This is a genomic window from Lactiplantibacillus sp. DA1 (assembly GCF_032681335.1).
Taxonomy (GTDB): Bacteria; Bacillota; Bacilli; order Lactobacillales; family Lactobacillaceae; genus Lactiplantibacillus.
Genome location: NZ_JAWHTQ010000009.1, coordinates 131,403 through 144,969, shown reverse-complemented (window position 1 = coordinate 144,969; position 13,567 = coordinate 131,403). Strand labels below are relative to the sequence as shown.

Genomic DNA, 13,567 nt, shown 5'->3' with positions numbered 1-13,567 from the left:
AGATTTCATCAAAATTAGGTATAATTTCGACACAAAAATCAACAATCTAATCCTGTTAGAATCAACGGGCCACTCTGATTAAAACGTTTATTAAACAACCTAACAATCGAATTAACACGTTGTTAGCATACCAACATCAGCATATCAAGCTAGTGTCGAGCATTGTGTTAACATCTAGCCCATTATCGTTATCAACCCAAATAAAAACGACACCATTTTTTCGGCGTCGTTACGGTTCTATCTAAAATGACAATTCACAGGCGCTCACAATTTCTTTATACAGCCCGTGCCCGACCAATCCGTTATTGCGCTTATCCATTGGTAATAACGGTTCTCGCAATTCAGCTAAGTCATCACGTCCTGCTAGCCATTCATCAATACGCCAAGTAACCGTCTCACAGCGCGCGATTTGACCACCTAATCGAACATCGATAACCTCAAAGCCATTTCCACGCCGTTGTTGCTGCCAAAGCGCTCGAAAATCGCGTAATAATTGTTCCAGTGCATGCTGGCAACTTGTCACCGCCGCTCGAGCCGAGTCAGCCCGTAATTTAGTTACATCAGAATCAACAAGGGCTACCACTACCTTTAGAGCTCGTTGTTTTACTAAAACCGTCCGTGCCAATTGCTTGTAAAAGGTCACCATCAATTGATTTTCTTGATGGACGTGTACCTGATCAAGCTTCGTCATTAAGTCCAGATAATGAGCTTCAACATCAATAACTGCTAAGTTAGACCGGTATCGCTGCAACATTAGATCCTCATAAAGAATCAACTTGCTCACATTATCAGCATCGACGTTAACTTTACTCGTAAAGTTATCAAATTGATCTAAGAGTCGATAAAAAGTCGCGTTTTCGCCCTGTATCATGGCATATTCTGTATCGATCATCGCCGGTGTGACATCCTCGTAATACTGATAAGTTGCAAAAGCTTGTAGGCCATACCACGCTGCACTAAAAGGTACTTCTGCGCCGTCGTCAAACCACATTGTCGCAACTACTTGCTGCACGCCACTCGCTTTGGCAGCTTTCAAGCCCGCGTCAATCGTTGCCAGCATCTTACTTTGATTAGGTGCCAAAGCACTCCACGTCCAGATTCCGCCCGCAAACGCCACATCATCACTAAGTTCGAAGTGTTGGGTAAAGCGCTCACGATAAGTCTGTTCATCTTCATGGTAATAGTCCCAATAAACTTGACCGACTGGCGGTAAACTCGCTTTAAAGGCAGGGTCAAAATGCACATCCGGATCATACATTTCATGCTTTGATGAAGCGAATGTAAACCATAAGTCACTCCACATATAAGCTTTTAAACCTAATTTCTGAGTTAACGATACGACTAATTGTAACTGTTGTAAGATAAGTGTTTCTTGATCTGTAAACCCATTTTGATCTAAATAGCGTCCACGGCCAAGCTGATAGGCTTCATCCATCCCAACGTGAATCTTATTAGTTGTGAACGGGGCACTCGCCGCACGCAAAAGATTAGTGAGGAAATCCTTTGTTGCAGGTGCTCCCACCAGTAACGTATCGTCCGTGTCTTTGACTGCCGCATGCGCATCCCACTTTAACGCATTATGCAGATGTGCTAAAGTCTGAACAGCTGGAACGATCGTCACACCAAAACGATCACCATACAAAGCAATCTCATGTAGTTCGGTCTGCTGATAACGACCACGACCACGACCAAAATATGGTGCCTCTGGGATTTCAAACAGATCCTCTAAATATAGCCATAACTCATTGTAACCCATGCTTGCTAGTCGCCGGATGATTTGCTTTATCATTGCAACTGTTGGTACGCCATTACGAGCAACATCGAGCATGGCAGCCAGCACTTCAAATCTTGGTTGCTGTCGAATATCAAATTGCGTTGCTTTCCGGGCTCGACCACATAACAATGCCGCACCATGCATCAACTCTGCCGTACTGCCATATGTGAGACGCACCTGATCACCATTGCGTTGAATGTGAATACCAGTTGTCGCATGCTGGCATTCAACACTAAGATCGCTTGTCGGCATGATTGCGGCACAAACCGCCTGTACTGACTGTACTTGCTCAGTAGTCAACCCTTGCCACGTTATCATTTAGAAAATTCCTCCTACAAGTTCATTATTTTTTGGGGTCTGACAAGATCTATTTTTGCGACTGAAATATACCATAATGGGAGTACAGTAAACAGGGCAGCGCTTACATTTTTGAATAAAGTTGTTCCGCTAACTATACCAACTTCCCGTATTATTGGTATTTGATCACCTTTATCTCTCGATTAACGTTGGGGCAGCGCCAAAGTACCGCTTGAATACCTTGCTAAAATAATACGGATCTTGATAACCGACCGCATGAGCAACTTGGCGTACTGTGATTGCTTCTTGCATGAGCAGTTGCTTAGCACGTTGCATTCTTAGCCGTGTCAAATAACTAATCGGCGTTTCGCCTTGAATTGCCTTAAACGTTCGTGACAAGTACGCCGCACTAACATGAAGGGAGGCAGCCACCGTTCCTAATGTCAGATCTTCATTGTAATGCACATCCAAGTAATACGTGGCAGCATTGACCAACGCCTGCTGATCTCGACTAACATTACCTTGATGCAGTTCGGTATAATCGTTACTAACACTATTCTCTGGTAAGGATCGCAATAACCAGCAAAGCTGTTCAATCACCATCGCTTGAATTAACAAGGCGTGCCCAAATACGGTGGGGCGCTGACTTTCCGCTACAATTCGTTGGGCATTTGCCATGAATTCTGCCCGATAATCATCAAGACTAATTAACGCATCTTTAAAGGGCAAGTGGTTAGGCACCTGACCAGGTAGCGCGATATGCCGAAAGCCTATGTGCAGTTGAAGGCTTTGGGTATGCGGGGGCTGAGTCTCCTGATGATGAATGCCAGGGTTAAACAGTAGTGCCTGACCGGCAACAACTCGACGCCATTGTCCTTCCACATTGTAGTCTGAATACCCTTCCAACATTATTGAGAGCTCTAGAAAATCATGTTGATGATAGACGTAGGTTCCTGGATGTTCATTTCGAAACGGAAAGGCGTAAAGGACTTCCGGTTCAAATTCACTTAATTGCAACATTGTGATCCCTCCTTACAAAAAAAGACATTAAACTAGTCAAAATAATCTATTCAATGATCCCTCCAATATCATCATACTTAGCCTTGTCAAGTTAGCCAGCTTTAGCTGGTTACTACGGGAGGTTAATCATGAATCCTTATCAGTGGGTCTGGCAATACGCCCGGCACAGCCGCTGGCAAATCATACTAGCTAGTCTCTTAATTACCGTCAATGCACTTGGTGTAGTAGCAGTACCATTATTGGGTGGCATCATTGTTGACGTGGTCATCAATCAACGACATCTCAACTTGCTTCTGCCTTTATTAGCAGGGATGGTCGGTATCACGTTAATTCGAACCGTGATGCGTTACTGCTACATTATCCTCTGGGAACGCGTCGGTCAAAATTCATTGTATGACATTCGCCATGATTTATTCACGAAATTGCAATCCTTAGATTACCCCTTCTTCAACTCTGTCACTAACGGCGATATTATGGCTCGGTTAACTGGTGATACTGATGCAATCCGACACTTTCTATGCTGGGTTACCTATAACACCGCCGAATGTGTCCTATGGTTCTTAACTGCCGTGATTGTCATGGGTTGGCTCAACTGGCAATTAATGCTCGCACTAATTATCCTAACACCCATTATCGCCTGGTTAACGACACGCATGAGTACCGAAGCGCACACTGTCTTCTTTGACATCCGTCAGAGTTTCGCCCACTTGAATGCCATGGTTGAAGAAAACATTTCAGGTAATCGGATCGTGCGGGCCTTTGCTCGTGAAGATTATGAAATCGAGAAGTTCCAGCAACTCAATCATGATTACAAGGACAAGAACATGGCCTCCGCTGCCGTTTCCAGGCGGTACCTACCGACTTTAGATTTTCTTGCATCCTTGTTATCAGTCATTGTTTTACTGCTCGGAAGTATTCTCGTGATTAATCACCAGATGAGCCTAGGACAACTGGTTTCGTTTAACGGCTTTTTATGGATGCTCAACCAACCGATGCGTATGAGTGGCTGGTTAATTAACGATATTCAGCGCTTTTCAGCTGCAACTATTAAAATCCGTTCAATGCTGAACACGCAACCAACAATCATAACCACTAAATCACAACAGGTGGTTCCTATTCGAGGTGCTGTCCAGTTTCAGCACGTCGACTTTGCTTTTCCAGATACACCTCAAATCAACGCACTTTTGGATATTAATTTTACTGTCGAGCCAGGACAAACGCTCGGAATCCTTGGTGAAACTGGCTCGGGAAAAACAACGTTAATGAATCTCATTGCTCGTTTTTATGACCCCACGAACGGCCGTATCTTAATTGACGGACGCGATATTCAGCAGTGGTCAGCCCAAGACTTACGAAACCAAATTACGATTGTAACGCAAGATCTTTTCTTGTTCTCGGACACCATTACCGACAATATTAATTACGGCAATCACGATGCGTCAATACCATTTATCCGCGAGATGGCGGCTATCGCTGATGCCAATAACTTCATCGATCAGATGCCTGACGGTTATGATACCGTTGTCGGTGAACGAGGCGTTGGTCTCTCAGGTGGTCAAAAACAACGGATCTCTCTAACCCGAGCACTTGTTAAAGATCCTCGTATTTTGATTCTAGATGATACGACTAGCGCTCTCGATATGGAAACTGAAGCAACCATTCAGCAACGGTTGAAAACGGTTACAAAAGATAAGACGGTCTTCATCATTGCCTCTCGGATTTCCTCACTCCGCCATGCTGATCACATCATTGTTCTACGTCATGGTGAGATTGTCGAACAAGGCAATCATGAATCTTTACTTGCTCAGAACGGCTACTATGCAGAGACTTATCGTCGGCAACTCGGACTAATTAAAGATGCGAAAGGAGATGAGTAGTGTGACCAAGCGAAACACCTACAACGAAGACGAAGAACTTACCAGCCGCTTTAATTGGCACGACTACGCCCGACTTGGCCACTATTTACGTCCTTACTCGTGGCGATTGTGCTTTGTGTTAATCACTATTTTAATTGGCAACATCGCCATCATCTTGGGTCCCTATTTGATGAAAATCGCGATCGACACTGCGATTCCTAACCGTAATCTTCCATTAATCTGGGCGTTAAGTGGCACATTTCTAATCAGCTTAGTCATCGCATTCCTGTGTTTTCGATATCGTATCTGGGCAATCACCGAGATTGGTCAAAGTTTACTAATTGATATGCGAACTGATCTATTCACCCATTTACAAGAGTTACCATTTGCTTATTTTGATTCTCGACCGCATGGTAAGATTCTGATCCGGGTGGTTAACTATATCAATACACTAAGTGATCTACTGGCAAATGGCTTAGTTAACCTCATATCTGATATTATCTCAGTCCTCGTCACGTTAATATTCATGTTTGCAATTAACTGGCAATTGACCCTTGATAGTCTCGCATTGATTCCAGTACTAGTTTTATGGGCTTACTTGATTCAAAAAAAGCAGCGTCAAGCCTTTCGCAAACTAAGCGATAAACAGTCCAATCTCAATGCTTATATCCATGAAAGTATTGCTGGAATCAAAGTGACGCAAGGTTTCGCCCAGGAGGCCAACGCGATCCAGACCTTTGATGCGGTTGCTGATGACAATCGGCGTGCCTATATGCAAGCTGTCAAAATTCAATACGCGCTCGGTCCAGGGGTGCAAAACATCTCAACAATTACAACTGCACTAATTTACTTTATCGGTATTCAGCAACTGGGGGTCGTTGTCAGTACTGGGACGCTAATTGCCTTTTTAGGGTACATCAATAATTTTTGGAACCCAGTGATTAACATCGGTAACTTCTATAATTCCTTAATTACTGCCACCGCATACTTGGAACGTATCTTCGAAACTATGGATGAAAAACCACAGATTCTCGATACCCCAGACGCCTTTAACTTGCCGCCCATTAAGGGAGACGTCCGCTTCAACAATGTCTCATTTCGCTACGAAGAAGCCGGCCCGTTGACATTACACGACATCTCGTTTCACGCCCAAGCCGGACAAACAATCGCTTTAGTTGGACCAACCGGCGCTGGCAAAACGACGATAATTAATCTATTGTCGCGCTTTTACAACGTCACAACTGGCAATATTACCATCGATAATATCAATTTGCAGCAAGTTACACTCGATTCACTGCGGCAACAGATGGGTGTCATGCAACAAGAAACATTCATCTTTTCGGGCACCATAATGGATAATATTCGTTACGGTCGACTTGACGCAACGGATGACGAAGTTCGTTCAGCCGCCAAAATTGCTCGTGCAGATGCTTTCATTCAAACATTGCCCGCTGGCTATAATACAACGGTTCAGGAGCATGGTAGCAGCTTATCAGCGGGGCAACGACAATTACTCGCCTTTGCCCGGGTTTTGCTAGCCGATCCGCGAATTCTTATTTTAGATGAAGCCACTGCCGCAATTGACACAAAAACTGAAACCTTGTTACAAGAAGGACTTAATGAATTATTAAAAGGACGAACTAGTTTTATCGTCGCACACCGCTTATCCACCATCCAACGAGCGGATCAGATACTTGTGATCAATCATGGCCGCATCGTCGAGGCCGGTCGTCATGATCAACTAATGGCAATGCACGGCGAATACTATCGTCTCTATGACTCTCAGTACCAAATGCTCCAAGATCAAAATTGACAATGAGTGTAATTTAAGGACTGTTTTACTAGCAGTCCTTTTTTACGTGGTAACCCATTATCCTTGCCCAGTTACCATTCGGTCACTTTCTGTAAAAAAGTATAGTTTGTGCACATCTTGATATAGTTTCTCCCTAGGAATAGACCATGTAAGCGGTTAAAATCAAACTATCATGAAGTAATTAGCCACAAAAATGGTCGGTTTGACTATACCAAGTGGAGGTGGGCAGATGGCTAAATACGAGATCTTATTTAAACAATTGCGACTAGCAATCTTACGTGGCGAGTATGCGCCTAACGATCGATTACCAAGCGAAAATGCAATTGCCATCAAGCATGGTGTTAGTCGTATCACGTCTAAGCGGGCATTGAACGAATTGGCCGCTGCCGACCTCGTTTATCGCGTTCGTGGTGGGGGAACCTTTGTTAAGCCTCACAAGAGTACTACTCAACGGCAAATCTTACTGGTACTGCCATTCCCAGAAACAACGTCCTTTGGGGACTATCCAAGTGGCATTCAAGGGACGCTAGCCGGTACGACTTGGCAGTTAAAATTGATGGCTAACGAGCGTTTTATCCAGCTTAACTTAGACGAACTAGCTTCTCAATACGCAGGTATTATCTATTATCCACAAAACTTAGCTACCGAGCTGCCAATCTTAATGCGGCTATACGCGCAAAAAATGCCACTAGTCGTCCTTGATAAACAACCGGCTGCACTTGCCGTTCCCAGCGTTACAAGTGATAACGTCGCTGGCGGTAAAATTGCCTGCGAACACTTACAAAGTCGTGGCCACCACCGAATTGCCTTCTTACCAGAGACGCCATTTTGGCAAACATTTACTGGTACTGTCAGTGATCGTTTTTTAGGCTACTTCAACCATCTAAAGCTAGCTACTAGCGATGCCGCATTGCCTTTACGTTGGGCGCAAGCCTTGCAGGCTTGTACGACGGCTGTTCAATTAAAAGCCTATATCCAAGCACAGAGAATCACCGCAATTATTGCAGAAAACGATGTTGTGGCCCTACGCGCGTTACAGCGACTTCAAGAACTTACTTCCAATAGCGATACCTCAATTGCACTGGTTGGATTCGACAATTTACCCGCAGCTGCCCGAAATAATCCCGCACTAACTACGGTTGTCCAAGACTTTGCTGCAATTGGCGCTAAAGCCGTCGAAGCACTACTCGATCAAATTAATAATCCTGAACATCTTTTTGATGATCAAATCGTTGTTGGCGTCAAGCTGATGGTCCGGTCATCCACTAATCAATATTAGTCATATTTATTTTTCTAGGGAGGTCATGTTGATGGAAACGCAACAACTATTATCAATTTATCCGCAAGCCACGATTTCTCCTCGACCCTCTGTGGCTAAAAATATGGTCTGTGTGGCTATTGATGCTGGCAAATACATTTGTATTGATACTACAAACCTGAGTAATCGCGAGTTGTCACTACTAGAATTATTAACCCATACTAAATCAAACGCGACAACTGGCGATGCATGGTCAGAATTTTTGACAGGCCGCCACACGACCGCCCCGCAGACGACCGCAAAAAAGTTACAACTACTACAATTTAGAGTACGCTTCACCGAACGACATGCCGACCGTTCGCAATGGTTGAGCGCTATCGCTGACACCTTCGAACACGTCTTACACCGCGCTTTTATCACCGCTGACTCTGGATATCTTTTGCTAACAGAGTCATTAACCGATACCAGTGCTGACTTAGCCAGTCTTTTAGCCCTTATTGACAATGATTTTTATACTAATACCCATTTATTCATTGGTAGCACACATAGGTCGAGCCAAGACCTACCAACCACCTTCGCTTTAGAACAACAATTATTCTCACAGAATCAACAAGACACGATTGTCACCCTTAGTAGCAGTCTTTTACCCTTTTTAGTCAATCAGCACCAACCTGAACTGCAAGCCTTGCGCAATAGTCTCTCCCTGGATTCCGACAATAAGCAGCTAATCCGCGCGCTTTATCATACCCAGGGCAACGTCCGCCAAGCAGCTAGCAAGTTATTCCTACATCGTAATACTCTACTCTATCGAATCGAGAAGTTTGAACGTTGTAACGGTTTAAATCTTAAGAATATGGATGATCTTGTGTATTGCTATTTGCTGACATTGGGGCAAGTTATTAATCAAGTGGAGAAATGAATAGAGTAGCTGCCATTAGCCCATATGATTCGATTAAAAATACGACATTAAATAATATTAGTGAACACCTTATCAGTATAAAAGTACAATAACATAGCGTACTTTATGTAATCTTGGACTAGCATAGCTAGGTTAAGGCTTTCATATTTCTCTTTCACAAAGAACATAGTATTTCAAACTAAAATATCTGTCGTCAATAATCAAGTTTCAACTTGATTACCTGACAACAGATATTTTAAGATCAAAACTTTATTCAGCTATAATCCGTACCACGCTACCGACTTTAAAATCAGGATAATTGCCCTGCTCAACATATAACGTCCCAGGCAATTTAGCCTCCTTTGCACCCGTAAAACTAATAGCCGTATGACCTAATCTTCCAAGGTTAGTCTGGACTTCGCCACCAACTGCTGTAATTTGATAGACTTGATTGTCGACTTCAAGTTTCATTCCTGCTGTGATTTGCTCACTTATCGGAACAACTTCGATAATGAAACAAGAAGGCCGTAATGCATCCGGAGCCTCATCACCAAACAATACTGCCATGCCAATCGATTTAAAATCAGCAGATTCCGTACCTATTTCTAAGACCTTTGTTGAAAAGATAATTCTCTCTTTTGTCATCATACAATACACCTCAAACCTTCTAAAAATTTATTTTGAATACAATCCAAAACTTGCAATCCAAGCAATAAAGACCCGCGGAACACCGTTGATAAACCGACTATATAACACTGATGGTACCCCAACTTCAACCGTCTTAGAATCAGCCTCAGCTAGTCCTAAGCCAACTGGAATAAAGTCACAACCATTTTGAGTGTTAATCGCGAATAATGCTGGTAATGCATACTGTGGTGGAATATTACCTTTCCCGATTTCAACGCCAATCAAGGTCCCGATAACTTGACCGATAACTGCGCCTGGCCCAAGCAATGGAGATAAAAATGGCAATGAGCAAATAAATCCTAAAACCATCAAACCCCAGACATTGCCTGCTAACGGCTCCATGACACTGGCAAAAACCTTACCAATTCCAGAACCATTAATAATCCCAATAATTAATGCCACAAATGCCATAAATGGAATAATAGTATTAATAACCGTTTGAACTGCATCTTTTGCGGCCTGATTAAACGTCGAAACAACTCGCCCAGCACCAATCCCAATCTTAGTTAAGATCCCAGGATTTTTTGTTTGTGCTGTTAGTGTCTTTGTATTATCGAATTTCGTATCGTCATCTACATCCCCGAATTGGTTAGCGCTTTCATTTCGGCTATCAGAAAATGGCGCATCCTCAGATGTTACCAACATAATCTGATCAACATCTACATTGGAAACATAATTAGTCTCATTCATAAATTGCGCTAAGGGACCACTCTTACCAGTCGGTAGTACGTTAATTGTTTTGATACCCTTCTTGGGATAAATTCCACATCTCAATGTCCCACCACAATCTACAACCGCTAATGCAGTTTCTTCATCAGGAATTGATGTCTTAAAGCCATCAACAGCTTCCATTCCTGTCAATTTAACAATCTTATCCACAATTGCTGGTTTATTACCCCCAGTGACATAAACAAATTTATGCTTCGTGGCAGTTGGTGTAATAATTAGCGGGCCGCCCCAGCCACCAGAGCCTTTAACAACTTTGATACTATGATATTCCTTCGCCATGATTTCGTTCCTCACTCTCTCAATTAGCCGTTAAATTCAACTTTCTTGGACAGGGTAATCCCTTGTTGTTTGCAAACATAGGCCGTTGTAAAATCGGTAATCCAACCACCGATAAAGTTCATTACTAGACCAACTAATAAATATCGAATCGCCAAATCCATCGTATTCAATCCTAACTTCTGAACGCCTTGCGCAATCCCTAACCAAATGAAATACTCGGAAGGGTTGATATGTGGAAATACCCCATTACTAGTGTGACAAAATTGGGCAATTGATGCATACCAACTAGGTTTATAGTATTCTGGCAAGAACCGTCCCATTGAGTGCGCCATAGGATTACCGAGCATAAATGCCGAAACAAACGGTAAAATTAAATAACGCGTCACTGGGTTTTTCGAGGATGCCCGTGCTAATTTGGCCATCTTCTTATCACCGACAAAGGCAATAATTGCATTCATTAAAACTAATAATAACAGGACAACTGGAATAATAGATGTCATCCAACCAATTAGAGTCTTACCCCCACTTTGAAATAGTCCCATAAAACCAGAGGCTAGGTCAGTCACTACTTTCATAATATTAATGCTCCTTTACGTTTACTTGTTTTTTCCGTAATCGTGTTAATCCTTTGTAATAAGCTGCCTTCAACTTTTCTATCATTGGCAAACTCCAAATTTTGACACTTCCATCAAAGTCCTGTGGTGTTAATTGATTAGCTTTATAATTAAGATAGTTTTTATAAGCATCCAACAGACAAGTACGTGTTAACTTATCAAATTGTTTCAATTGTTGATATGAAGCTGCTACCTCTGCAATATTCTGAGAGCGTAATTGGCTCAATTCCTTAAATTTTGCAAAAATCGTAACGCCCTTCATCATTTGTGCCTCAACAATCGTACCATCATCTTTTATCGCTAATAAAATCAACGTTCCCGAGCGTAATTTTTTAGGATTCTTGCCAATTGCGACTGGCGCCAGCACTCGTAATTGATGGAAGGTTTTAGAAAAATTCTTAATTTGTCTTAGTCCAAGAAAACCTTGTAACAGAAACGCGCCTACTAGAATCACACCAAAATAAATTAACATTAAATCGCCTCCATCAACTGATTTAACCCTTGCTTTTCATTATAATTTTTTAGATTATTATAAATATTGCTGTTAGTTGTGATGCTGCGGATTAGATCATATACTTGTGCTAATATTTTACTCAGTGTTGCATCTAATTTGTATGGAATTGCTACCAAGAAAACCACATTTACCTTTTGATTATCAAATACTACCGGTTTTTCAAACACTCCCACTGTTACGAGGATTCGATTAAGCCCAGATTTATCAATAACGTGTGGCAACGCAACACCGTCACCAAAAATACTACTTGATTGTTGTTCTCGATTAATCCAATCTTGCATAAAATCTTGCGTCAGTTGTCCGCGCTGAATCTCCTGATCAATTAATTTCTTCACTCCAGTGACGTAGGTCTCTTGTCCATCAAACTGCGTAACATTGAATTGACATTGCCCCTGATTAACAGCTTCGTCAACCAACGAAATTTGAAGACGTTCACGTAGCGTTCCTTGATTAAAAATAGAATTCAACCGAATAATGGGCGCGTGGTTAATTAATTCATTATCTGTTAAAAAACTGTTAGAAAAAATCAGTAAATATTTTTCTGGACTCTGCTCCCATTCACTAATTGAGTTAAAAACATCAATCTGCAAATCATCATCTAACATTTCTTTCAATTTCTCGGAAATAAACTTTTTCATACTAGTATTAATGGGCTCAACTAGCGCAACCCGATGAATAATTGGTGCCGCCATATATTCTTCAAGCTCCATCTGAAAATAAACCGTTAAATAGCTGACCTCCTGTGCACGAATCCGAATATCCAATTTAGTGGCAATGGTTGATAATGTTAATTGCGCTAGCTCCGTCGAAACTGGGTACTTGCTTAACATATCTACTGAGATAAAACCTTCCGATTTAACATCAAAGATAGCCCGATTAATGAGAAATAATAAATGATATCGCAGCTCCATCAACAACCGTTTAAAATCTAAATTCACATCTAATTTTTGCTTAAGGATTGGAAAAACCGACTGCATTAAATCCTCAACCTTGACTAATCCCACTTGAACTAACTGATTATCATCCCTCGATAGCTTCCTGATGTTTAATGGGTATGAAATAAACTCCCATTCGCTAGTGCTTAACGAACTACCAATTATCTCAGTAACCAGATTCCGTAAGGATGCCATCGTTACATCGCTAAGAAGTGGCTGATAGTTATTAATGCGATCATTAATTTGAATGTTATATTTACGTAACCAATTAATAACCGCAATATTTCTTTTAACCATGGTCACAGTATCGTTGTTATAATCAATTTTTTTAACAAGATTGAGCAATTTGGCATCTGTCGTATTATCCCATGTTGCTTCCAATTCATAGTATTTTCCGACTAGAGTTCGTGTGATTACTGCATACATATAATCATGTTCAACCGCCAAATGAATCCCACGATTAGTTTTTGTCTCAATCCTAACTTGGTAATAATCAAGCTGTCGCTTAAGCGCTTTCAAATCCTTGTTGATTGTGCCTCGACTCACAGCCAATGACTCGGCCAAATCATCTAGAATGACGTAATTCGTAATCTGCTGTAACAATTCTTTCAAAATCGTTGCTTGTCGCTTTGATGGATCATTAAAATCCAAATCCTTTTTCAAAAAATTAGTTTGTAGCTTAGCCATGGCAGAATAATTATTGATAACTAGATAAAACTTGGCCTGATTAACATTTATCTTTGCAATATCCGCTAAATAATCATTAATTGCCCGAATATTCTTGGTAATTGTAACTCTCGAAACAGAGAAATGGGCTTGTAGTTCTCTTAGTGTCAATGCATCATTATTGATGAAAAAGTTTAATATTTCAAAACTTTGCCTATCCATTGCCT

General features: G+C 41.7%; 11 protein-coding genes. 4 read left to right on the top strand and 7 right to left on the bottom strand.

Translation table 11 applies throughout. The annotated features are described in order from the left end of the window. Positions 1 to 241: 241 nt before the first annotated feature. Together RXV91_RS14145 and RXV91_RS14140 are read right to left on the bottom strand one after the other, a co-directional pair. On the bottom strand, positions 242 to 2,092 hold the full coding sequence (locus RXV91_RS14145; RefSeq protein WP_003641589.1) for a beta-N-acetylhexosaminidase: 1,851 nt from the start codon (positions 2,090 to 2,092) through the stop codon (positions 242 to 244). A 171-nt stretch (positions 2,093 to 2,263) separates the two neighbouring features. Next, a complete protein-coding gene (locus tag RXV91_RS14140) occupies positions 2,264 to 3,091 on the bottom strand; it encodes a helix-turn-helix domain-containing protein (protein WP_003641590.1) in 828 nt (275 codons plus the stop codon). Between the two features lie 128 nt (positions 3,092 to 3,219). Here RXV91_RS14140 and RXV91_RS14135 point away from each other — a divergent pair, with 128 nt between their 5' ends. The 4 genes from RXV91_RS14135 (at position 3,220) to RXV91_RS14120 (ending at position 8,937) form a co-directional block, all read left to right on the top strand. After that, on the top strand, positions 3,220 to 4,968 hold the full coding sequence (locus tag RXV91_RS14135; protein ID WP_060684224.1) for an ABC transporter ATP-binding protein: 1,749 nt from the start codon (positions 3,220 to 3,222) through the stop codon (positions 4,966 to 4,968). After that, on the top strand, positions 4,949 to 6,760 hold the full coding sequence (locus RXV91_RS14130; RefSeq protein WP_003643601.1) for an ABC transporter ATP-binding protein: 1,812 nt from the start codon (positions 4,949 to 4,951) through the stop codon (positions 6,758 to 6,760). Before RXV91_RS14135 ends, RXV91_RS14130 begins: the two co-directional genes overlap by 20 nt. Positions 6,761 to 6,989: 229 nt before the next feature. Further along, positions 6,990 to 8,039, top strand: a complete 1,050-nt coding sequence (locus RXV91_RS14125) for a substrate-binding domain-containing protein (protein WP_003643602.1) — start codon at positions 6,990 to 6,992, stop codon at positions 8,037 to 8,039. 31 nt (positions 8,040 to 8,070) lie between these two features. Next, positions 8,071 to 8,937: a CdaR family transcriptional regulator gene (locus RXV91_RS14120; protein WP_013356081.1), complete on the top strand. Its 867-nt coding sequence runs from the start codon at positions 8,071 to 8,073 to the stop codon at positions 8,935 to 8,937. A gap of 249 nt (positions 8,938 to 9,186) precedes the next feature. On the opposite strand, the gene RXV91_RS14115 is transcribed toward RXV91_RS14120, so the two are convergent. From RXV91_RS14115 to RXV91_RS14095, 5 genes are read right to left on the bottom strand one after another with little or no spacing between them, the layout of a single operon-like run. After that, positions 9,187 to 9,564, bottom strand: a complete 378-nt coding sequence (locus RXV91_RS14115; protein WP_316440379.1) for a PTS glucitol/sorbitol transporter subunit IIA — start codon at positions 9,562 to 9,564, stop codon at positions 9,187 to 9,189. Between the two features lie 27 nt (positions 9,565 to 9,591). Beyond that, entirely contained in the window at positions 9,592 to 10,611 is a 1,020-nt protein-coding gene (locus tag RXV91_RS14110) for a PTS glucitol/sorbitol transporter subunit IIB (protein ID WP_316440378.1), read from the bottom strand. A 23-nt stretch (positions 10,612 to 10,634) separates the two neighbouring features. After that, positions 10,635 to 11,186: a PTS glucitol/sorbitol transporter subunit IIC gene (locus RXV91_RS14105; protein WP_003641598.1), complete on the bottom strand. Its 552-nt coding sequence runs from the start codon at positions 11,184 to 11,186 to the stop codon at positions 10,635 to 10,637. Between the two features lie 4 nt (positions 11,187 to 11,190). Beyond that, positions 11,191 to 11,697, bottom strand: coding sequence for a transcriptional regulator GutM (locus tag RXV91_RS14100; protein WP_251899025.1), 507 nt, complete (start codon positions 11,695 to 11,697; stop codon positions 11,191 to 11,193). Continuing rightward, positions 11,697 to 13,562, bottom strand: coding sequence for an HTH domain-containing protein (locus RXV91_RS14095; RefSeq protein ID WP_316440377.1), 1,866 nt, complete (start codon positions 13,560 to 13,562; stop codon positions 11,697 to 11,699). Before RXV91_RS14095 ends, RXV91_RS14100 begins: the two co-directional genes overlap by 1 nt. Between the last annotated feature and the right edge of the window lie 5 nt (positions 13,563 to 13,567).